At 65.3% G+C, this 22,805-nt stretch carries 12 protein-coding genes; 7 read left to right on the forward strand and 5 right to left on the reverse strand.

Annotated features, from left to right (window positions below):
- Positions 1-48 precede the first annotated feature (48 nt).
- Positions 49-1,152: an acyltransferase family protein gene (locus EL249_RS04805; protein ID WP_040529993.1), complete on the forward strand. Its 1,104-nt coding sequence runs from the start codon at positions 49-51 to the stop codon at positions 1,150-1,152.
- A 14-nt stretch (positions 1,153-1,166) separates the two neighbouring features.
- Here EL249_RS04805 and EL249_RS04810 read toward each other — a convergent pair whose 3' ends face one another.
- The 5 genes from EL249_RS04810 to EL249_RS13735 all read right to left on the reverse strand — a co-directional run bounded on the left by EL249_RS04810 (position 1,167) and on the right by EL249_RS13735 (position 17,175).
- Entirely contained in the window at positions 1,167-1,457 is a 291-nt protein-coding gene (locus EL249_RS04810) for a HigA family addiction module antitoxin (protein WP_005674005.1), read from the reverse strand.
- Between the two features lie 11 nt (positions 1,458-1,468).
- Positions 1,469-1,750, reverse strand: coding sequence for a type II toxin-antitoxin system RelE/ParE family toxin (locus tag EL249_RS04815; RefSeq protein ID WP_005674004.1), 282 nt, complete (start codon positions 1,748-1,750; stop codon positions 1,469-1,471).
- 141 nt (positions 1,751-1,891) lie between these two features.
- Positions 1,892-8,569, reverse strand: coding sequence for a C-type lectin-like domain-containing protein (locus tag EL249_RS04820; protein ID WP_126348089.1), 6,678 nt, complete (start codon positions 8,567-8,569; stop codon positions 1,892-1,894).
- A gap of 494 nt (positions 8,570-9,063) precedes the next feature.
- Positions 9,064-13,332 carry a hypothetical protein gene (locus tag EL249_RS04825; protein WP_005673998.1) on the reverse strand — a complete coding sequence of 1,423 codons (4,269 nt, stop codon included), beginning with the start codon at positions 13,330-13,332 and terminating at the stop codon, positions 9,064-9,066.
- A gap of 519 nt (positions 13,333-13,851) precedes the next feature.
- On the reverse strand, positions 13,852-17,175 hold the full coding sequence (locus EL249_RS13735) for a hypothetical protein (protein ID WP_005673997.1): 3,324 nt from the start codon (positions 17,173-17,175) through the stop codon (positions 13,852-13,854).
- A gap of 355 nt (positions 17,176-17,530) precedes the next feature.
- On the opposite strand from EL249_RS13735, the gene EL249_RS04835 reads away from it, so the two are divergent.
- The 6 genes from EL249_RS04835 (at position 17,531) to EL249_RS04860 (ending at position 22,757) form a co-directional block, all read left to right on the forward strand.
- The gene (locus tag EL249_RS04835; RefSeq protein ID WP_005673996.1) at positions 17,531-18,376 is read left to right on the forward strand and encodes a carbon-nitrogen hydrolase family protein; all 846 of its coding nucleotides are present in this window, start codon (positions 17,531-17,533) and stop codon (positions 18,374-18,376) included.
- 12 nt (positions 18,377-18,388) lie between these two features.
- Entirely contained in the window at positions 18,389-18,664 is a 276-nt protein-coding gene (locus EL249_RS04840; protein ID WP_005673995.1) for an antitoxin PaaA2 family protein, read from the forward strand.
- Positions 18,651-18,956: a type II toxin-antitoxin system RelE/ParE family toxin gene (locus EL249_RS04845; RefSeq protein WP_005673994.1), complete on the forward strand. Its 306-nt coding sequence runs from the start codon at positions 18,651-18,653 to the stop codon at positions 18,954-18,956. Before EL249_RS04840 ends, EL249_RS04845 begins: the two co-directional genes overlap by 14 nt.
- A gap of 23 nt (positions 18,957-18,979) precedes the next feature.
- The gene (gene tldD, locus EL249_RS04850) at positions 18,980-20,467 is read left to right on the forward strand and encodes a metalloprotease TldD (protein WP_040529984.1); all 1,488 of its coding nucleotides are present in this window, start codon (positions 18,980-18,982) and stop codon (positions 20,465-20,467) included.
- A gap of 453 nt (positions 20,468-20,920) precedes the next feature.
- A complete protein-coding gene (locus tag EL249_RS04855; protein WP_005673992.1) occupies positions 20,921-22,000 on the forward strand; it encodes a 3-deoxy-7-phosphoheptulonate synthase in 1,080 nt (359 codons plus the stop codon).
- A 142-nt stretch (positions 22,001-22,142) separates the two neighbouring features.
- A complete protein-coding gene (locus EL249_RS04860; RefSeq protein ID WP_005673991.1) occupies positions 22,143-22,757 on the forward strand; it encodes a cyclic nucleotide-binding domain-containing protein in 615 nt (204 codons plus the stop codon).
- Positions 22,758-22,805: the final 48 nt, after the last annotated feature.

Raw genomic sequence — 22,805 nt, forward strand, 5'->3', positions numbered from 1 at the left:
GGGGTGGGTGTTACCCTTGCGCGGACATGAGAATCTGGAGTCGGGAGCGTGATTCGATCGATCGAGGGGCTGCGTGGCGTGGCTGCGCTGATGGTGGTGTTCTTTCATGCCTTTGTGCTGGCGCGCTGGGGTGGGGCGCCGGCGCAATGGGGGCTGGTGCAGAATGCCTGGCTGTTCGTCGATCTGTTCTTCGTGATCAGCGGGGCCATCATGGCCATGGTGTATGGCCAGCGGCTGCAGGATGGCAGGCAGGTGCGGGCGTTCTTCATCAAGCGCTTCTTCCGGCTGTATCCGCTGCATCTGGTCACGACGCTCACGGCCATCGGGGCGGTGATCGTGGTGCAGGGCGCCAAGTGGGCGGCGGCGCAGGCGGGCATCCAGCTGGGGGGGGAGCAGCCCTTTGCGGTGGAGTTCTTCAAGCTGTCGTATTTCCTGCTGGAGCTGGTGATGCTGCAGGGCGTGGGCATCATGACCGAGGCGCTGCACAACTACCCGTCATGGTCACTGTCGGTGGAGTTCTGGCTGTATCTGGCCTTTGCGGTGCTGTTCTTCTTCGTGCGCAGTACCCGGGCGCGGGTCTGGGCAAGCGTGGCCATCGTGGTGCTGTGCCTGGATCATTTCCTGCGGGTGTTCTCGGGGCTGGGGCCGCAGGTGCTGGCGCCGGATGTCCATGGCATGCCGCGCGGGCTGCTCAGCTTCTTCATCGGCGTGCTGGTCTGGTATGGCTGGCAGGCGGTGCAGCCCCGTCTGCGCAACCTGTCGTCACCCGTGCTGGGCGCGTGTCAGCTGGTGCTGGCCGTGCTGTCGCTGGCGCTCATCGACATGCGCGCGGATCTGGGGGCCTGGGTGTATGCCATTCCCTTCGTGTTCGGCCTGTGGGTGTGGTCGCTGCTGCCGGATCGCGGCATGGTGGCGGCCTTGCTGCAGACGCGACCGCTGCAGTGGCTGGGCGTGCACAGCTATTCCATCTATCTGGTGCACGTCACGGTGCTCACCTTCTTCGACTGGCCGGGCCGCAAGTTCGGCGAGCCGCTGAAATACGCCGTGGTGGCGGTGTTCGTGCTGGCGGTGCTACTGGCGGCGCGCTGCACCTACCGCTGGATCGAGGTGCCATGGCGGGACCACGGCAAGCGCCTGGCGGGGCGGGGGTAGGCTGCGGCGGGGGCTCAGGTGGAGATGGGGGTGATGTCGGCCAGCGTGGCTGCCAGGGTGTCCTTGGCCATTTCCATTTCATGGTCGAGTTGCAGCCCGGTCCAGAAGCCGTCTGACGTGCCGAAGAAGCGCGAAAGCCGAAGGCCGGTATCGACGCTGATGCCGCGTGTGCCCGCCACGATCTCGCCGATGCGGCGCTGAGGGACGTGGATTTCCTTGGCAAGCCGATACTGGCTGATGCCCATGGGCTTGAGAAACTCTTCCTGGAGAATTTCGCCGGGGTGAGGATAAGGAACCGTACGCATGCGGAAGCCTCTCAATGATAGTCGGTGATCTCGACGGCAATGGCGTCCGTGCCCAGCCACGAGAAGCAGATGCGCCATTGATCGTTGATGCGGATGCTGTACTGGCCGTGGCGATCTCCCTTGAGGAGTTCCAGCCGGTTGCCAGGCGGAATGCGCAGGTCGTCAAGTCTGCCGGCTCTGTGCAGCATGGCCAGCTTGCGCATGGCAACCTTTTCTATGCTGACCCATCGGGCCACCCGGTGGCCGGCAAACAGGGCTTGGGTATCGCTGCATCTGAATGATTGAATGGCCATCCCGTCATGCTAACGACTGGCGATAGTATCGTCAAGCGTTAGCATTGGGGCACGGCAAGCGGCAAGCGGCAAGCGGCTGGCGGGGCGGGGGTAGGTCGCGGCAGGGGCGTCTCCGTGCCCCCGCCGGGTGCTGGCGTGCCGTCAGGCCAGCGGCGGATGCTGGCCCAGCGGGTCGTGCAGCAGCGGGTCGGTGCCGTGCCAGAGGTTGCCCAGGGTGGACGGCAGTGCCCTGGTGGCCGTGTCGCTTCCGGCCGAGGGCGTGCCCGGCAGCAGCTCTGCGGCGTCCAGCGTCTCGGCGGCTTCACGGTGGCCCGACGTGCCTGCCGAGCGGCCGGTGATGTTGGGCTTGCTGAAGGTGGGGCTGCCGTCTTCGGCCTCGGCAATGGTGATGGTGAAGCGTTCGTGGCCGACGTCCGGATCGCGGGCGTCCCTGGCAAGGTGGCCCAGCTTCGTACGGTTCCCCGGCAGGGAAGGGTTCTTGCCTGAGCCGTCTTCCACTTCCTGACCCTGCACCTCCACCAGCGTGATGACACCGCCGTGGTTCTTGCTGCTGTCCCAGCCCAGGTGAGCCTGGTTCAGTTCCGAGCCGACGATGATCTGCCCTTCCTCGACCTGGCCGGAGAAGTCGGGGTCGTGCTCGCTCTCCAGCTTCAGCGGCTGGCGGTAGTTGTCGTACTCGATGATGAAACCCTTGGCGCCACTGCCGGCGTCGTGTGCGACGTTGCCCTGGTTGATGTAGTGGTAGCGGGTCGAGATGTCGGGGCCGCTGTTGAACAGGCTGGTCTTGATGAAACCTCTTTCTGCAGCATCGTCGATGGACAGCAGCTTGCCGCCCATGTCCTGGGCGCGCTGCTGCGCGTCCGCCAGGCTGATGCCATCCGCCTGGATGACCTCGTAGGCGGTCGGTCCCGACTGGCCTCCGTCGGGCAGGGGGCGTCCGGCCAGATCCCAGTTCATCACGCGTTTGGCATTGGGAGATTCATACGCCTCGATACTTATGACCTTGAAGAACCTGCCGTCCAGACTGGAGTCCGGACTATGGCTATTGCTGCTGATGATGCTCTTGTCCAGCCCGGTGATGGCGTTGGGAGCCACGACGGGTTTGGTGGGAGTACCCGCCGCCTGCGGCTGCTCGTCGATGGTGATGGTGCGAACCATTTCCTGGCCGCTGTCGTCCACGAAGGGGCGTCCGTTCTTGTCCAGCGGTTTGAAGATGAAGCGGCCGCCATCGGTCTTGCTGGCATCCCAGGTCAGCCGGGCGAACTCTGCGGCATCGATGGTCTCGCCTTCGGTGATCTGACGGGCGCCGGAGCCATCGGTACCGTTGGCCAGTTGCAGCGGCGAGTGGCTGGTGTCGCGGTCGTTGGGCTGTTCAATGCGAGTGATCTCGATGCGGGCTGGGGCACGGCTGTCTTCGGTCCCCCGGATTTCGTCCAGATGGTTCTTGCCAATCTCCAGAACCTGCTGGAACGCGGCGCGCAGCGTTGAGGCATTTTGAGCATAGGCCGGTCCCTGAACGCCTTCCTCGACGGAGATGGTTCGGGTGAGGGTGGAGGTGCTGCCAGGGTTGGCAGGGTTGGTGGTCAGGATGGACTTTCCGTCCGCACCGATCATCGAGAAGGTGAACGAGCCGCCGGAGTTTGCATCCGAGCGCCATACCAGCTTGTCCAGGTCACTGGCCTGGATCCGGCTGCCTTTGGAGACCGGGTCAAGTTGGCCATGACCACGGTCGATGGCCAGCGCGGACGTGCCAGGGGCAGTATCGTCCTTCTCGTAGATAGTGGTGATCTGGATGGCAGTGGGCTCCCGCGAGGGATCGGTACCAGCCAGCAGGGTCCTGTCCAGTGTCAGGGGACGGTTGTAGGGGGTGAAGGCACTGGGCGTGTTCGTGGCGTAGACAGGGGCCGCCGGCGATTCGATGACGGTCATCGTCTGTTCGGCGGAGCCGGCAATCTCGATGCCGTCCTTGTCGAGGGCCACGAACCGGAATGTGCCGCCCTCGTTGTGGGCTGTGTCCCAGCGGATATTGCTGTAGCGGCCGAATTTAATTTCACTGCCCACGGAAAGTGGGGTGCGGTGGCCGGCATCCCAGCTGTAGAGGGCCGCGTGCTCGGTCGCCGACGGATTCTTTTCGTCGATGTGGGTGATGCGGATGGCGGCAGGACGCTGTTTCTGGGGCGTGTTGTGGCCGTTGTAGGCCATTCCGTTGTTGAAGGCAGCCGATCCGTCATGGGCTGCGTAGGCCGTCTGATACTGCAGGCTGATGGCGTTCCAGACCGGAGGCAGCGGCGATTCATGCACGGTGACGGTACGCGGTGCGCTACCCTCAATGGCAAACCGTTCGGCGTCGTGCGCCGTGAAGGTGAAGCGGCCCCCATCGTTGCTGCTGGTATCCCAGTGCACCTTGTCGAAATCCTCGGCACGGATGGTGGCGCCTGCCTGTACGGCTTCCTTGACCCCGCCTTCGCGCTGGATGTAGAGCGGGGCGGGGTTCACGCCATTGTCTGCCTCGATCTGGTTGATGGTGACGAATGCCGGCTTGCGGGCGGGGTCGTTGCCCTCGAAGACGCTGGCATCAATCTGGCGCACCTGATCATGTGCCACCACCTGCAGGGCCCGGCCGGAATAGTCCGGAGCCTTCGGTGACTCGTGCACCGAGATGGTCTGTGCATCGGAGCCCAGAATGGGATTCCGGTTGGCATCCAGCGCCACGAAGCGGAAGCTGCCACCATCATTGTGGGCGGTGTTCCAGCTGAGCTTGCCAAAGTCTGCGGCGCTGATGACATCGCCTTGCTGCACGGCCGTGGGGGTGCCGCCGTCGGCCTCCCGCTGCAGGGCAGCGCCCGTGCCGTCGCCATCCTTGGCGTCGATGCTCTCGATGCGGATAAAGGCCGGGGCCTTGCCGGGCGTGTTGCCGGCAAACAGTTCCTGGCCGAGGGCGCGCGTCTGGTCGTGCGCCACCGTCAACGGATTGCGCACGCCAGGGTAGTCCGGTGCTGCCGGAGATTCGTAGACGCTGACGGTCTGTGCGGTGGCACCCAGAATGGGCTTCTGGTTGGCATCCAGCGGCATGAAGCTGAAGTTGCCGCCGTTGTTGTGGGCGGTGTTCCAGCTGAGCTTGCCAAAGTCTGCGGCGCTGATGACATCGCCTTGCTGAACGGCCGTGGGTGCGGCGGGACCGGCCCCATCATCATCCCGTTGCAGGGCGGTGCCGGTGCCGTCGCCATCCAGGGGCGTGATGCTCTCGATGCGGACGAAGGCCGGGGCCTTGTTGGCGGTGTTGCCGGCAAACAGGTCCTGACCCAGCGCCAGCGTCTGGTCGTGTGCAGCCGACAGCGGGTCGCGCGTGCTGGGGTAGTCCGGCACCGCGGGGGATTCGCTCACCGTGATGGTCTGTGAATCAGCCCCCAGAATGGGTTTCCGGTTGGCGTCCAGCGCCACGAAGCGGAAGCTGCCACCGTCGTTGTGGGCGGTATTCCAGCTGAGCTTGCCGAAGTCTGCCGCGCTGATGACATCGCCTTCCGAGACGGCCGTGGGCGCGCCGGGGCCGGCACCATCATCATCCCGTTGCAGGGCAGTGCCTGTGCCGTCACCATCCTTGGCGGTGATCTTTTCGATGCGGATGAAGGCAGGTGCCTTGCTGGATGCGCTGCCGACGAACAGTTCCTGGCCGAAGGTCAGAGTCTGGTCGTGCGCGACGGCCAGCGGGCTGCGTGCGCTGGGGTATTCCGGCGCGGCAGGGGATTCGTAGACGCTGATGGTCTGCGGCTGAACGCCCACGTAGGGCTGTCCGGTGCCGTCCAGGGGCACAAAGCGGAAGCTGCCGCCTTCGTTGCCCACGGTGTTCCAGGTCAGCTTGCTGAAGTTTTCGGCCGTGATGGTCTGGCCGACCGTGATGGGCGTGGGCGTACCGTCGCCCAGCAGTTGCAGGGACGGGCTTGCACCGTCATGGCTGCTGGGCTCAATGGCCTCGATGCGGATGGCAGCCGGCTTGTAGTCCTGGTTCGTGCCGGCAAAGGTGCTTTCCGGGAAGGTGGCCGTCTGCTCGTGGGCCACGGCGCGAATGACCGGTTCAGCCGGATAAACTGGGGAGGTAGGAGATTCGTGCACCGTGATGGTCTGTTCCGGTGCCCCCAGAATGGGCTTCTGGTTGGCGTCCAGTGCCACGAAGCGGAAGCTGCCGCCGTCATTGTGGGCGGTGTTCCAGCTGAGCTTGCCGAAGTCTGCCGCGCTGATGACATCGCCTTCCGAGACGGCCGTCGGGGCACCGGGACCATCGCCGTCGGCGTCCCGCTGCAGGGCAGCGCCTGCGCCGGTGTCACCCTGGAGGGTGATCTTCTCGATGCGGATGAAGGATGGTGCCTTGTCGGCAGCGTTGCCGGCAAACAGTTCCTGACCCAGCGTCAGCGTCTGGTCGTGTGCGACCGACAGCGGTTCACGCGCGGCGGGATAGTCCGGAGCAGCCGGGGATTCGCTGACCGTGATGGTTTGTGCGGAGGCGCCCAGAATGGGCTTCTGGCTGGCATCCAGCGGCACGAAGCGGAAGCTGCCGCCGTCATTGTGGGCGGTGTTCCAGCTGAGCTTGCCGAAGTCTGCCGCGCTGATGACATCGCCTTCCGAGACGGCCGTCGGGGCACCGGGACCATCGCCGTCGGCGTCCCGCTGCAGGGCAGCGCCTGCGCCGGTGTCACCCTGGAGGGTGATCTTCTCGATGCGGATGAAGGATGGTGCCTTGTCGGCAGCGTTGCCGGCAAACAGTTCCTGACCCAGCGTCAGCGTCTGGTCGTGTGCGACCGACAGCGGTTCACGCGCGGCGGGATAGTCCGGAGCAGCCGGGGATTCGCTGACCGTGATGGTTTGTGCGGAGGCGCCCAGAATGGGCTTCTGGCTGGCATCCAGCGGCACGAAGCGGAAGCTGCCGCCGTCGTTGTGGGCGCTGTTCCAGCTGAGCTTGCCGAAGTCTGCGGCGCTGATGACATCGCCTTCCGACACGGCCGTGGGCGCGTCGGGACCATCGCCGTCGGCGTCTCGCTGCAGGGCCGCGCCCGCGCCGGTGTCACCATTGGGGGTGATCTTCTCGATGCGGATGAAGGATGGAGCCTTGTCGGCAGCATTGCCGGCGAACAGTTCCTGGCCAAGCGCCAGCGTCTGGTCGTGTGCCACGGCCAGGGGTTCGCGTGCGGTTGGGTAGTCCGGAGCAGCCGGGGATTCGCTGACCGTGATGGTTTGTGCGGAGGCGCCCAGAATGGGCTTCTGGCTGGCATCCAGCGGCACGAAGCGGAAGCTGCCGCCGTCGTTGTGGGCGGCGTTCCAGCTCAGTTTGCCAAAGTCTGCGGCGCTGATGACATCGCCTTCTGAGACAGCCGTTGGGGCACCGGGGCCATCGCCGTCGGCATCCCGCTGCAGGGCTGCGCCCGAGCCGGTGTCACCCTGGGGGGTGATCTTCTCGATGCGAATGAAGGATGGGGCCTTGTCGGCCGTGTTGCCGGCAAACAGTTCCTGACCCAGCGTCAGCGTCTGGTCGTGTGCCACCGCCAGCGGGTCACGCGCGCTGGCGTAGTCCGGCACCGCGGGGGATTCGTAGACGTTGACGGTCTGCGGCTGGACGCCGTCATAGGGCTGGCGCTCGCTGTCCAGCGGCACGAAGCGGAAGCTGCCGCCGTCGTTGTCGGCGCTGTTCCAGACCAGACGGCCGAAATCTGCGGCGGCAATTTCCTGGTTCTCGGCAACAGGGGTCAGCGATCCGTCGTCGGCGCGCAGATGCAGCGCGGCCGATCCGGCGCGGGCGCCCTTGGCCTCGATGCCTTCAATGCGCACGTAAGACGGGGCATGTTCGGCATCCTTGCCGGTGAACGTGCTGGCGCGCAGCTCCACCGCCTCGTTGTGACGGGCCGCACGGGTCACGGGGGCGTCGTCATAGCTGGGCGCAACGGGACGCGGTGAGGGTGCAGGAGCCGGTTCGGGAGCAGGCTGTGGGGCCGGTTGTGGAGCGGGCTGCGGGGCAGGCGCAGGTGACGGTTCCGGCGCAGGAGCAGGTTGTGGCGCCGGTTGCGGAGCGGGTTCCGGCGCGGGTTCCGGCGCGGGTTCCGGCGCGGGCTCAGGAGCCGGGGCCGGCTCGGGCGTCGGGACAGGCGAAGGAACGGGCGCAGGCTGCGGCGTGGGCGCAGGTGATGGTTCCGGTGCAGGGGCAGGTTGCGGCGCCGGTTGCGGAGCGGGTTCCGGCGCGGGCTCAGGTGCCGGGGCCGGCTCGGGAGTCGGGACAGGTGAAGGAACGGGCGCAGGCTGCGGTGCAGGCGCGGGCGAGGGTTCCGGCGCAGGAGCAGGTTGTGGTGCGGGTTGTGGAGCAGGTTCCGGCGCCGGCTCGGGCGCCGGTGCGGGCGTGGGCACGGGGGCCGGCTGCGGAGCAGGGGAGGGCCGAAGGTTCTGGGAAAGCTCGTTGGCGTGCCGGTTGGCCTGGCTGATGGGGCCTTCGCCCCGGGATGCGGTGGCTGTCAGCACGCCCAGTGCGGCGGCACCGCCCGCCAGCGCCATCGGGCTGAAGGCGAACGCGCCCGGCGTGACGGCCAGACCGGATGCCGCCGGTGCGGCTGCCTGAACGCCTGCCACGTGGGCCGCCTGTGCTGCACCGTTGACGCTGGCAGCACCGGCAGCCTCACCCGTGGCTTCGACCGCGCCCAGCGTGGCGGTGGCATCGCCTGCTGCAGCGCCGGCGGCGCCGTCCGTGGGCAGCCAGGCGGCACGGCGGGCGCCTTCCTGTTGCACCACGGCTTCCTGGTAGTCGCCCAGAGGGCCGTATTCGCGCTCCAGGGTCTGCATCATGCTGTCATCGGCTGCCTGCATGTTCCGGCTGGCGGGTGACGTGACCTGTGTCTTCGCACCCGCTGCGGATGCAGGGTTCGTCTGTGCCCGCAGCGGGGCCGACGTGTTTGCAGAGGCAGAGGAGGGTTGCAGGGTGTTCATAGGCCAACCAGAGAATGAGGCATGAGATGCTCGAACCTGAATCTTGGTACGCACCGCGAGGCAGCAGCACCGGCAGCGCATGGACGGCTTCCGGGGGCCGCCGGGTGTGCGGCAAATGTGGGTTTTTCGGTAAGCGGATACCGTTTCTGACAGACAGTCGACACCCGCAGAAGAGCGGCGTGCCAATGTCGGCGCATGAAAAGCGAAGGGGCCGCTTCCCTTGCGGAAAGCGGCCCCTGGAGGCTGGTGCAACCCAGTGTTGCAGCTGCACGGAAAGGTCCCGTCGTGCCGGCGGACCGGCGGGGCCGTCACCCGATGCTGCCGGATGACGGTGACGGGCCTTCAGGCTGCCATCAGATCAGCGGGTTGATCTGGTTGTGCAGGTCGTCCAGCAGGTTGCTGCTGGGCTCGGCCGGGGTGTAGGCGGCCAGCGACTTGGCGCTGATCGTGAGCGGGCCTTGACCTTCCGAAGCACCGAACAGCGACTGGGGGTTGATGGCCAGGGGCGCATCCTTCTCGGTCACCGTGACGGTGTGCACCACGCTGGAGTCGATGGGCTTCATGTCACCGTCCAGAGCGGTGAACTTGAAGGAACCGCCTCCGTTGTGGGACGCATCCCAGCGCAGGTTTTCGAACTGCGCAGCACTGAGGACCGTGTTCTCCGGATGAGAATCGTCCACCTTCAGGTCCTGCGCGTGATCACCCACCAGGTGCAGTACGCGATGATCGCCCGCCTCTGCATTGCTCGGAGAGATCTCCGTGATGCGGATGAACATCGGTGCCTTCGCGGCATCAGATCCATCGAACATGGCCTTGCCGAACGTGGCGTCACCGTTATGTTCGGCTTCGGCACTGAAGGTCGTGCCCGAATAATTCGGCTGCTCGGCGGCTTCCTTGACCGTGAAGGTCTGCGTCTGCGCGCCGGCGATTTCCTGGTGATCGGACGTGACCGGAACGAACTGGACCTTGTAGGTGCCGCTGCCGTGGTCGACGGAGGCATCCCACTGAACCTTGCTGAAATCGGCCTTGTCGATGAACTGACCTGCCGTCAGGTTGCGGGCAGAGCCCCCGTCACCCAGCGTCATGATGTTGGCGTGCGTGTTCTCACCATCCGGGCCTTGGACGGAGACGATTTTCACCGCATCCGGGGCCTTTTCGGCGTCCGTGCCTGCAAACGGGCTGGTCTGCGAGTCCTTGGTCAGCGCGCCCTTGAGAGCATCGTGCGCCACATCGAACTTCACGGCTTCAGTCGGGTACACACCCAGCTTCGGCTCGGCATTCACCACCGGGGCAGGTGCCTCGTTGATGGTGATGGTCTGCTCGGTAGCACCTTGCAGTGCATCGCCGTTAGCCTGAACCGGCGTGAACTTGAAGGTGCCACCTTCGCCCTTGGAGGCGTCCCAGGTCACCTTGTCGAAGTCCGCTGCCTTGATCAGTGCGCCGTCGGTAATGACGTTGCCATCGACCTTGAGCGCGCCTGCAGCAAAGCCAGTGGCCTTGACAGCCTCGGGCTTGTTGGCTGAGTTCGTGCCTTCGAAGACTTCCTTGCCGATCTTGGCATTGGTTTCGTCGTGAGCGACGTTGACGGACTTGTTGGCTTCGTAGGAGGGCGCAGCCTTGACCGGAGGCTGAGCAGGCTGGTTGACGGCGCCGCCCGTCTGAGCCTCGGGAGTACCAGCAGGTTGGCTGGGGGCGTCACTGGGCTGGCCGCCGGGGGCAACAGGCTTGCCGCTCGGGCTGCCAGCTTGAGGGTCGGAGCCAGCAGGTTTGCTGGGGGGAGTCTGACCCTGGGACTGGGAACCTGCATCCTGGGTGGTGCCACCGGCCTTGGAGTCGGAGCCACCTTCCTGGGGCTTGGAGCCGCCTTGAGCACCGGCACCACCCGTCGAGCCACCCGCTGCAGCGCCCTGGCCGCCGGGGTTGCCGTTACCCTTGTTGGCGTCGCTACCAGTCGTGCTGTTTTGCGGGGTGTCGGCTTTGTGATTGCCGCCATCCGTGCCATGCTCGCCACCTTTCGGCGGATCGCCAGCCTTGTTGCTGCCCTCTCCAGCTTTCTGATCGCCTTTCGGCCCTTCGCCGCCGGTCGGAGCCTTGTTGTCCTGAACCTCGGGCGTGCCGGCGCCACCCTGCTGCTGGTTCTGAGCCGGGTTGGAGGCCGGGGCCGACGGGTGCGTGATGGTGGCCGATTCGGACACGGTCAGGGTCTTCTCTTCGGCACCTTCCACCTTGGCGGCATTGGCTTCGTTGCTCTGCACGGCCACGTAGGTGATCTTGCCACCCATGTTGTGGTCGCCGTTCCAGACCAGCTTGTCGAAGTCGGCCTTGTTGATGATCGTGCCGTCCACGACCGGCTTGCCTTCCAGGGTCAGCGGGGCCTTGTAGTTCTCGATCTCGATGACGAAGCGGCTCAGCTTCTCGCCGGAGAAATCGTAGGCCTTGTAGCCCTTGGGCAGGTCGGTGCCATTGCCGTTGCGGATGATGGCGTCAGCGTTGGCGACGGCACCTGCGGTGCTGTCCTTGCCCAGCCAGGCGCCGTTCTTGGCAAGCTGTCCGTTCAGGACATCCTGTTGCGCAGCCTTGGCAGTGTCACCCTTAGCTTCAGCAACGCTTTCATCGCTGTCATACTCGCCCAGCGAGCCGAACAGCTTCTGGCCAATGAACTGGGCTTCTTCGGCGCTGTCGATGGTCAGCAGCTTGCCGCCGCGTACCTTGGCCATTTCTTCGGCCTGAGCGCGGGTGATGGGCTCTTTGGTGCTGATGACCTCGTAGGCGGTGGTGGACACGGTCTTGACCGGAGCAGGGGCATCCGGAGCCTTGCCGGTGACCTTGCTGGTGGTCTCGACCTCGCGGAAGATGCGCGTGCCAGCCTCACCTTCGGACGTGTCGACCCTGACGATCTTGATGAACTCGACGTTCTTGCCTTCGCCAGCCGCCTTCTCGAACGCGGTGGCGACGTTGGCCAGCTTGGTCTCGCCGTTGGCGGCAACCTGCGGTGCCTCAGCCGTACCTTGAGCCGTGGCCGGCAGTTCCTGCTTGGCAGGCTGCTGGTCGCTGTTCTGGGTGTCCTGGCCGGTCTTGTCAGCTTGCGGGACGTCGTTGGCGGGTTTGACCTCCGTGCCGCCCTGCGCCGGCTTGTCCTGGGCGCTCGGATTGGCCGGCGTGGTCATCGGGTGCTTGACGTCGGCCGATTCGGACAGCGCCATCGTGCCTTCCTTGGCGTCGGCGACGGGCTTGGCCGTGGCGGCATCATTGCTGTCGACGGCCTGATAGGTGATCTTGCCGGCCTTGTTCAGGTCGGCGTTCCAGGCCAGCTTGGCGGCGTCGGCCTTGTTGATGATCTGGCCTTCGACCACGGGCTTGCCGTCCAGCAGCAGCGGCGACTTGTAGCCTTCATATTCGATGACGAACTTGCTGAGCGTGGTGCCTGCAGCTTCGTAGAGCTTCATGGCACCAGAGCCGTCTGCGTTGTTGCCGTTGCGGATGACGGCGTTGGCCTTGGCATCGGCGCCCTCAGTGGCGTTCTTGCCCAGCCAGGCACCGTTGGAAGCCAGTTGGCCATCCAGGACTTTCTGTTGAGCAGCCTTGTCGCTTTCACCTCTTGCTGCTGCTTCGGCAAGGGACTTGTCGCCGTCATACTCACCCAGGGCGCCGAACAGATTCTTGTCCAGCCAGGCCTTTTCTTCGGCGGTGTCGATGGACATCAGCTTGCCGCCCAGCTTGGCGGCCATCGTCTGGGCTTCTGCCAGAGTGATGGGCTTGCCAGCGTCGATGACTTCATAGGCACGGCTGTTGTCGCTGTCGACGGCACGAGCTTCAGCGTCCTTGGCGTTTTCGGCGCTGAGGATGCGGCTGATCTTGATGTACTCAGCTTTGCCACCATTGGCACCAGCGGTCTCGAAGAGGTCAGCAAACTTGGTCAGGTTGGTGACACCATCCGCGGCAACCTTCGGTTCTGCCGCAGTGCCTGCAGCCGTGGCGGGCTTGGTGAGATCCTCGACCGGGGTGGGGTCAACCTTGGGCTGATCGGCCGGTTTCGAATCGGCCTGCTTGGCAGGCTCTTCTTCCTTGGCCGGTTCGGTAGGCTTGGCACCTTCGGCAGGCTTGTTGGTGCCTTCGGCCGGCTTGGTGTCCTGGGCAGGCTGCTCGGCGGCCGGGGTAGCTGGCTTCTGGCTGCCCTGGTTCTGAGCGGCTTGCTGGTTGTTGTTCTGGGCGATCGGCTGGCTGCTGGAGCCACCGCTGCTGCCACCGCCGGCTGCGGCGGCCACGGCAACAACGCCCACCACGCCGGCACCAATGGCCAGCGGGCTGATGGCGGCGGCGGTACCGGCGGCGCCTGCGGCACCGGCTTCGGCAACCGCAGCTTCACCGCTCACTGCGCCCAGCGAGCCTTCGGCAGCAGCGGCTGCGTCGGCGGTGGCCACGCTCCCTTCAGCGGTGGTCTCTGCCACCACTTCCTTCACGGCTTCGGCCTGTTTGGCCTGGGCCATCTTGTCCAGCTCTGCCTTGTCAGCAGCCTGCTTGGCCATCTTGGCGGCGTCAGCGGCGGGTGCCTGGGCGGCCTGGCGTGCAGCGGCGCTGCCTTGGGTGGGCTGGGGTTTTGTCGTGCGGTTCTGAGTTGCCATATCGATCTACGAACGTTGAAAGTCTCACGATGAACGTTGGCCGCGGCAGTTGCCTGGAAGGTCAGGTGCCCCGGCCTGGGACAAGCGCGCGAAGGCGGTGAGACAACCGTGGGCCCGTTCAGTTCCGGAAAGGGGGTGGTTGCCAGATGTCACAAGGTGCGCTTTGTCTCATCTTGGCAAGGTCTTGAGGGCACCGCTTGGCTTTGGGTTCGAGCGGTCGATTGGGGCTGCCCGGCGTGAAACCGGGGGTGTCTGTCCCCAGTCACGCCTGCCGTTCGTGCCCTGATTTCGTCCGTTTGTTCGCAGGCTTATGGACAGGGCTGAGTGACGGACGAAAGGCCGCTGTCCGTGATCGGGCGGGAAAAAAGAAGGCGGAATGGCCCGAACGCACAAGGCGACCATTCCGCCAGAGGCCCTTCCCGCCGAAGGCGCACGACCTTCAGCGGGAAGGTGCTGCCGGGTTGCAACCCATGGACCCGGCAGCATGACTGCAAGATGCGTGCGCGTTGCGCGCCTGCATCAGACCATCGGCACCTCGTGCAGCGGGTCGATCAGGTTCGACACCAGACTGCTGCTGGGGGCGTAGCTGATGTGACCGTTGTCTGCAGTCGGCGATGCTTCACCGAAGAGTTCTTCGTGGCCCAGCAGGTCCTTGAGCTGCAGGGGCAGGGCTCTCTGACTGGCTTCGGAATGCTGGCCAGTAGCTTCGCCATGCGACTCGTTTTTCAGCTGCGGATCCGAGCCTTCCGGAGCAGAGGTCTGAGACACCTTGCCTTCTTGCTGCTGCGTGCCGGAAGTCTCCTGAGTCTTCGGGCCGCCTTCCTGCGTGGAGGAAGCGCCCTGCGACTGAGAGTTGCCTTCCGACGCTGCCGGCGGGGTCGGAGCATGCTCACCCGACGTCGAGTGGGCCTGACCCTGAACCGTGCCTTGCGTCTGACCCTGAGTCTGGCTCTGGGTGCCAGAGGGCTGATTCTGGACCGAGGTCGAATCACTCTGTTGAGGCGTGTCGCTGTGCGCGCCTTCCGTGCGGCTGACTTCGCCCGTGCCTGCGCTCGGGCCGGAAGGCTGCGAGGCATTTCCTGCTTGCGAGGTGTTCCCAGCCTCCGGAGCAGGGGTTTGCGGCGACTGGCTGCTGTTCTCCTGCGGGCCGGCTTCGGTGATCTTCACCTCGCGCGACACGGGGTTTGCCGCATCGGCGCCCTGCAAGACATTGCCCTGTTCATCCACCGGCACGAACTTGAAGGAAGCGCTGCCCTTGAACTGGTTGGCGTCCAGGTAGACGCTGTCAAACTCGGCCATGGTGATGACATCGTCCTTGGAGACGCTTCGTGCCGCACCGTCGTTGCCGACTTTCAGCACCGGGCCTTCGTAGCCGTCTTCGCCATGGATGTAGAGGATGCGCACACCGGCAGGCGTGACGCCGTCGACACCCTTGAAGAGGGCGGCATTCAGGTGATGGTTGGCGTTATGGGCGACGTTCACCGTCTTGGCGTCGCTGCCGTAGTTGGGCAGGTTGGGCGTTTCATGGACGGTGACGGTCTGCAGGGGCGAGCCGGCGATGGGCTGCTTGTGATGATCCAGCGCCTGGAAGGTGAAGGACCCCCCGTTGTTCTGGGCGGAATCCCAGGCGATGTGCTTGAAGTCCTCGAAGCTGACTTCACTGCCTTCTTTCAGCGGAGTGTAGGCGTCACGGCCCTTGTTGACGAACAGGGCGGATTCTGCCGAGTTGGAGTCAGCCGTTTCATTGACTTTCCCGATGCGGATGAAGGCCGGTGCGTCGTCGGCAACCATGCCCTTGAAGAGGTCTTCACCCAGGGTCTGCTTGATGTTCTGACGAACATTGACCGTATGGGCGTCGCCTTCCGGATACTTGGGCGCTGCGGCGGCTTCGTCGATGCTGATGGTTTGGGCCTGCACCTTGGCGGCGTCGTAGTGAGCGTGGCCTTCTTCGGGGCGCACCGCAATGAAGCGGAATTCACCGCCCTTGGAGGTGCTGGCGTCCCAGCTCAGCTTCTCGAACTGGTCGGCGGTGATGACCTGATTGGCCTCCACGTTCTGGCCATCCAGTTTCAGCGTGCCCGGCTTGACGTCCAGGATCTTCACGGCACCGGCCGGGTGATCGGAATCGCTGCCCTTGAAGATGGCGGGGTCAAGCTTGGCGGTCGCGTCGTGGGCCACCTTGACGGGGTGCTGGGCCTGGTACTGGGGCAGGTGCTCGGCCGGTTGCGGGTCGGCCTTGTGCTCAGTGTCACCCTTGTGCTCGGCGTCACCCTCATGGGCGTCCTTGACCGGCTGCTTGTCGCTGCCCTGGGTGGCCTGGCCGCCTTGCTGCGCGTTTGCATTCGTTTCGGCCGGGGCAGGCTGCGCCGGCGCCGTGGGCTGCTTCACCTCGGGCGATTCGGTGATGGAGACGTTGTGCGGCTGGGTGTTGGGCAGCGGCTTGGCTGTTTTGGGGTCATTGCTGTCCACAGCCTGGAAGCGGATGGCACCGGACTGGCTGTAGGTGGAGTTCCAGACCAGCTTGTCGAAGTCTTCGGCGTTGATGATCTGGCCTTCCTGCACGGGTTTGCCGTTCAGGGTCAGCGGGGCCTGGTAGTTGTCGTATTCGATGACGAAGCGGGACAGTTTGGCTTCGGCGCCCTGGGCGATGGTCTCGGGCTTGTGGCCGGTGTCATCGGTGCCGGTGGTGATCATGGCGTTGCCTTCGTGCAGCTTGTTGCTGCCGATCCAGGCGGCCTTGCTGTTGTCGTTGTTCTCGCCCTGATGGCCCAGGCCCTGGAGGTTCTCGTTCAGCCAGTCCAGTTCCTTCTGGTCATCGACGGACAGCAGCTTGCCGCCCAGTTTTTCGGCATGGGCCTTGGCTTCGGCCAGGGTCATCGGGGTCTTGCTTTCGATGACTTCGTAGGCCGTCAGCACGGTCTTGCCACCTTTGGCAGCATCACCCTGGGCCTGCTGGCCTTCGGCTGGCAGGGCACGGACGGCGAAGGGGCGAACGGCATGGATGCCCTGGACATCGGCGTCATGATCGGCGCTGGGCGTCTGTTTGGGGCCTTCGTCGCCGTAGCGGACGGAGCGTGCGTTGGGGTGTTCGCTTTCAGAGGCCTGGATGTGGGTGATCTGGACGAACTTGACCGGGGTGTTTTCGCCGGCGGAGTTTTCGAACACCGTCTTCAGGTTGGAGAGCTTCGTCTCACCGGTTTCGGCCACCTTGGGTGCGCCAGGCTCGCCCTGGGCGACAGCAGGGCCGGTCACGACGGTCTGGACCGGCTTCTGAGGCGCCGGCTGGGCTGCGGGCGGCTTGGCCGGGGTTTCAGCGGCCGGGGCCTGGACGGCAGGGGATTCGGCGGGGGCTTCTGCCACAGAGGGCTTCTCGGCGGCCGGTGCGGACGGTGCAGCAGGCTGCTGCGTGTCGGCCGGAACGTTGCTGACGGGCGGTTTCACGGCCAGGGGGGCGCTGGCGGGGCCGTTGCTGCCACCGCTGCTGCCACCACCGGCTGCGGCGGCCACGACGGCCAGGCCCAGCACGCCGCCGCCAATGGCCAGCGGGCTGAGTCCGGCAGCGGCCGTGCCGGCGCCGGCTTCGGCAGCCACGCCGCCGGCTGCCGCAGCGTCGGCGGTCACGGCGCCTTCGGCGCTGGCCATCTGGGCGGGCGCAGCGTTTTCGGCAACGGCCTGGGCGTCGGCGTTGGCCACTTCAGCGGCCTTGTCGGCCTGGGGCTGGGCCGCCTTGCGGGCGGCCAGCTTGTCCAGCGCATCCATGTCATGCGCCTGGGCGCTGGCGGCGCGGGATGCCGCAGCCTGGGGCTGCGACGGTTGTTTGGTCATGTTGTTCTGGGTTGCCATGTCGGTCTGTCTCACGAAAGGGATGACGGCGTCGTGTCCATGTCGTGGCGTTCTGTCTCTGGCATGGTCGTCTGCCGGTGTTGGCGATCTGTCCGGTGCCTGTCATGGCTTTCGGCGTCGGGTTCCGATATGCCGAATGTCCGTGCCAGGTACCGGGAGTCATCGTGGCAGTTTTCGCCACACTTTGTAGAGGGCAGGCGTCGGGCGGTCGCTGGGGGGCGCCGAGTGCGGGAAGGGGGCCGGATGGGCGGCGGGCAGCGATGGCGCGGGATGGACGCCATGAAGGGCGTGGCTGAAGGGCCGGGGCTGCCGCTGCACGTCGTTTGCGTTAGGATGCAGGCCGACCCAACGAGGAATGGTTATGAAGATCAAGATGGCGGCGGTGCAGATGGTGTCCGGGCCGGATGTGGACCGGAACCTGGAGGTGGCTGATGGCCTGTTGGCGCAGGCGGCGAAGCAGGGCGCGAAGCTGGCACTGCTGCCGGAGTATTTCTGCCTGATGAGCGGCAATGACCGCGACAAGCTGGGCATCATGGAGCCGGATGCGGGCGAGTGGCCGATGCAGGCCGAGGCGGAGGTGCCCCTGCAGTGCTTCCTGTCGGATGCGGCCCGACGGTATGGGATGACGGTGCTGGGCGGGACGGTGCCGATGCGCTCGCCGAAGATCAACAAGGTGTGCAACAGCCTGCTGGTGTATGGCCCGGACGGGCGGCGGCTGGCGCGCTATGACAAGATCCACCTGTTTGGCTTCCAGCGGGGCGACGAGTCGTATGACGAGTCCGTGGCCATTCACCCGGGGCGCACGCCGGTGGTGGCGGACGTGCCGGTGGACGGGGCCTTGCTGCGGGTGGGACTGTCGGTCTGCTATGACCTGCGCTTTCCGGAGCTGTACCGGCAGATGGCACCGCTGGACTTGATGGTGATGCCGGCGGCTTTCACCTATACGACGGGGCAGGCGCACTGGGAACTGCTGCTGCGTGCCCGCGCGGTGGAGGGGCAGTGCTATGTGCTGGCCTCGGGCCAGGGGGGCACGCATCCGTCGGGTCGGCGGACGTGGGGGCATTCCATGCTGGTGGACCCGTGGGGCGAGGTGTGTGCGGTGCTGCCCGAAGGGGAAGGTGTGGTGATGGCAGAGATGGATACGGAGCGGCTGGCCTCGGTGCGCGAGAGCCTGCCGGCGCTGCGGCATCGGGTGCTTTGAGAGGGCGGAATCATGAACACGACACCGGATCTACACTATCAGAATGCCAATTTTCTTAGGGAGCTGGCCGAAAAGCTTCCCCGGATCAGCCCGGAGGATGGGTGCCCAGAGCATATGCGGCTTCTGCAGAAATTGGCTGATGAGCAGTTGGCAGAGGCACAGCACATCGACTGGGTACGTGCGAAGGTTGCTGCGGCACGGGACGATACTCGTCCGGATGTTCCGGTTGAGGAGGCAATGACGGAATTCAGGATCCGCATGGAACGGCTGCACAATGGCAACCTATGAGGTCAAGTGGAGCAGGGCAGCTCTTGATGATCTGGAGCGTTTTCTTGTTTACCTGCTTGATGAGGTTTCCTTGCAGGAGGCTCAGGGCATATGCGACAGGATATTTCAATCAACGCTCCTTCTGGAAAAATATCCTCGCTTGTATCAAGAGGTCCCTGAGTACGGGCATGGGGTTCGCCGAATCATCAAGCTGGGGCGATATGTGCTTTACGAAGTCAATGATGATGATCGGACCTGCAGGGTCCTGGCCGTGGTTGGCCAGGGGCAGAAGCCGAGAGACATGTTTGAATGACCTTGATGGAAACGAATACGGCAATGAATCGGAATGACGCGGCGGGTGATCCGCTGGCGGTGGCGCGGAGTGTCCTGCTGGAGCCGCACGGTCTGGATGTGAAGGACCTGAACGGGGCCATCGGGCGGATCTTCGAACACAAGGTGGATTACGCGGACCTGTATTTCCAGTACACCCGCAGCGAGGGCTGGAGCCTGGACGAGGGCATCGTCAAGTCGGGCAGCTTTGCGATCGAGCAGGGGGTGGGGGTCCGTGCGGTCTCGGGTGATCGTTCGGCCTTTGCGTATTCGGACGAGATCAATGCGCAGGCGCTGATGTCGGCGGCGGATGCAACGCGCACGATTGCACGCAGTGGCCGTTCGGGCCGCACGCGGGTGGGTGATGCGCAGGCTGCACCGGCGCGGCGGCGTGGGCGCAGGAAGGCACCGCGCCTGCTGTACGGCATGGATGATCCGATTGCCTCGATGGAGGCGGCCGGCAAGGTGGGGCTGCTGCAGCGGATCGAGGCCTATGCGCGCCGCAAGGATCCGCGGGTGACGCAGGTGATGGCAGGTCTGGCCGCCGAGCATGACGTGGTGATGGTGATGCGTTCGGACGGGGTGCTGGCGGCGGATGTGCGGCCGCTGGTGCGGGTTTCGGTGCAGGTGATCGTCGAGCAGAACGGCCGGCGCGAGCAGGGCCATGCAGGCGGTGGTGGCCGTTTCGATCTGGATTATTTCTCGGACGAACGGGCGTTCGCCTATGTGGACGAGGCGGTGCGGCAGGCGCTGGTGAATCTGGAGGCGCGGCCGGCGCCGGGTGGCGTGCTGAGCGTGGTGCTGGGGCCGGGCTGGCCCGGGGTGCTGCTGCACGAGGCGGTGGGCCACGGGCTGGAGGGCGATTTCAACCGCAAGAAGTCGTCGGTGTTTTCCGGGCGCATTGGTGAGCGGGTGGCGGCCAAGGGGGTGACGGTGCTGGATGACGGCACGCTGCCCGACCGGCGCGGCTCGCTCAACATCGACGATGAAGGCAACCCCACGCAGCGCAACGTGCTGATCGAGGACGGGGTGCTGAAGGGCTATCTGCAGGATTCGCTGAATGCACGGCTGATGAAGGTGCCGGTGACGGGCAATGGCCGGCGCGAGTCCTTTGCGCACCTGCCCATGCCGCGCATGACCAATACGTTCATGCTGGGCGGCAAGCACGAGCCGGACGAGATTCTGGCGTCGCTGGAGCGCGGGCTGTATGCCGTGAACTTCGGGGGCGGGCAGGTGGACATCACCAATGGCAAGTTCGTGTTCTCGGCGTCGGAAGCCTACTGGGTGGAGAACGGCAAGATCCAGTATCCGGTGAAGGGGGCCACCATCATCGGCAACGGACCGGATGCGCTGACGCGGGTGACGATGATCGGCAACGACATGAGTCTGGATCCGGGCATCGGTGTCTGCGGCAAGGACGGCCAGAGCGTGCCGGTGGGGGTGGGTCAGCCCACGCTGCGCATCGAGGGGCTGACCGTGGGAGGAACGGCCTGATGGGTGCCGGGCCGGTGTTCTGACGGGTGAGGGTTGACCCGTGTTTGACGCCGGCCGGGGTTTTGTCCTACATTAAGCCACACTGTGAACGGGGTTCCGTGCCTGTGGGCAGCGTGTCTGCATGGTGTGGCCTTTACTCCCGTTTCTGAAGCTTTCTTCGCGTTCTGCTTTCGAGATCCGTTTTCGTGTTCCACGCCGCCCGATTTTATTTTGGCTTTTTCTGGTGCAATTCCGCAGGCGGAATGGCAGGTCAGGCCATGTTCGGGTAACACGAAGAGGGCTTCAACCCAAGAAACCGCCAGCGTTCTGCGACTGGCGGTTTTTTTTCGTCGGTTGCAGAGGGCGGCGGGTTCGGGACGATCCGAAACCAATCTGTACCGGCCCTTCATGGTCTGCTTCCGTTTCAGGCATTCCGGATGAAGACGATCATGGGCCATCCATTCGAAGGAGTTCATGCTGATGAGTACCGCCACGACAACCGATGATCTGCGCATTCTGGCCCTGGACGAGCTGGTCACGCCGGCGCATCTGATCAAGGAGTTTCCGGTGAGTTCGGCGGTGGCCGGCACGGTGTCGAAGGCGCGCCAGACGATCCATCGCATCCTGCATGGCATGGATGATCGGCTGCTGGTGGTGATCGGGCCCTGTTCGATCCACGATCCGGCTGCTGCGCGTGACTATGCAACGCGGCTGATGGAGCAGCGCAAGCGCTTCGGCGACCGGCTGGAGATCGTGATGCGGGTGTATTTCGAGAAGCCGCGCACGACGGTGGGCTGGAAGGGGCTGATCAATGATCCGCGGCTGGATGGCAGCTTCGACATCAATGAGGGGCTGCGGCTGGCGCGGGGGCTGCTGCTGGACATCAATGCGATGGGCATGCCGGCAGGCACCGAGTTCCTGGACATGATCACGCCGCAGTACATCGCGGACCTGATTTCCTGGGGGGCCATCGGGGCGCGCACGACGGAGTCGCAGGTGCACCGCGAGCTGGCTTCGGGGCTGTCGTGCCCGGTGGGCTTCAAGAACGGGACGGACGGCAACGTGCGCATTGCGCTGGATGCGATCAAGGCGTCGTCGCAGCCGCACCATTTCCTGTCGGTGACGAAGGGCGGCAACACGGCCATCGTGTCCACGGCGGGCAACGAGGACTGCCACATCATCCTGCGCGGCGGCAAGGTGCCCAACTATGACCGTGACAGCGTGAAGGCTGCCTGTGTGGAGGCGGGCCATGCGGCACTGGCCTGCCGGCTGATGATTGACTGCTCGCACGGCAACAGCCAGAAGAAGCCCGAGAATCAGGTGCCGGTGGCGCAGGACATTGCCGAGCAGCTGGCCGATGGCGAGTCGCGCATCTTCGGGGTGATGGTGGAGAGCAACATCGCGGGTGGCCGCGAGGATCTGGTGGCCGGGCGCACGCCGACCTATGGCCGCAGCATCACGGATGGCTGCCTGGACTGGGATAGCAGCGTGACGGTGCTGGAGGCGCTGGCCGAAGGGGTGAGCGAACGGCGGCTGGCGCTGCGGCGGGGCTGAGGCCGGGTGCGTCCCGGGCGCGACACGGTCGGCCTTCGGTCGCGGGCCCCGGGGCGGTCATCGGGTCGTGGCGCTTCGGGGCGTGGGCGCTGCGTGATGTCACGGCAATATGGCCCTTTTGTGCTGCGAAAAGGCAGGGCGAATGGACCAGATTCAGGATGTCGTGACGTTGGAACCGGCGGGCGAGGGTGTTCGGCCGGAACAGGGGGCCGGTGACCATGTGCCGGCACGCTGCCCGGTGGCCGAGGGACTGGCGGAACGTCGCCTGCAGTCGCTGGGTTCAGGCGCGCGCTTTGCCGAGGAACTGCATGGGCTTCTGATGCGCACGCCGCTGTTTGCCGGACTGGGCCACACCGAGTCGCGCCTGCTGGGGGCGGTGATGCACGTGTATGCAGCACAGGCTGGGCAGACGCTGATCACCGAGGGTGATACGGGCGACTACATGATGCTGGTGATGGAAGGCCAGGTGGATGTGGTGCGCCGTGACGAGCACAATTATCCCGTGCGCATTGCCGTGGCGCGGCCCGGCCAGACGCTGGGCGAGATGTCGATGGTGGACGGGCAGCGGCGCTTCGCGTCCTGCATGGCGCAGACCGAATGCCGGGTGGCGGTGCTGACCCGCGCGGCGCTGCTGGCGCTGCTGACGCGCGAGCCGGTGCTGGGCAACAAGGTGCTGCTGAAGCTGGTGAGCCTGCTGTCGGACCGGCTGCGCGAGACGAGCGCCCATCTGGTGAACTGCCTGGGACGGGCTGCCTGAGACGCGGAGTCCGGCGCAGCACGGAGCAGGAGCCTTCCCGGGCAGGAT

Origin of the sequence: Lautropia mirabilis (assembly GCF_900637555.1) — a bacterium.
Classification (GTDB): domain Bacteria; phylum Pseudomonadota; class Gammaproteobacteria; order Burkholderiales; family Burkholderiaceae_E; genus Lautropia; species Lautropia mirabilis.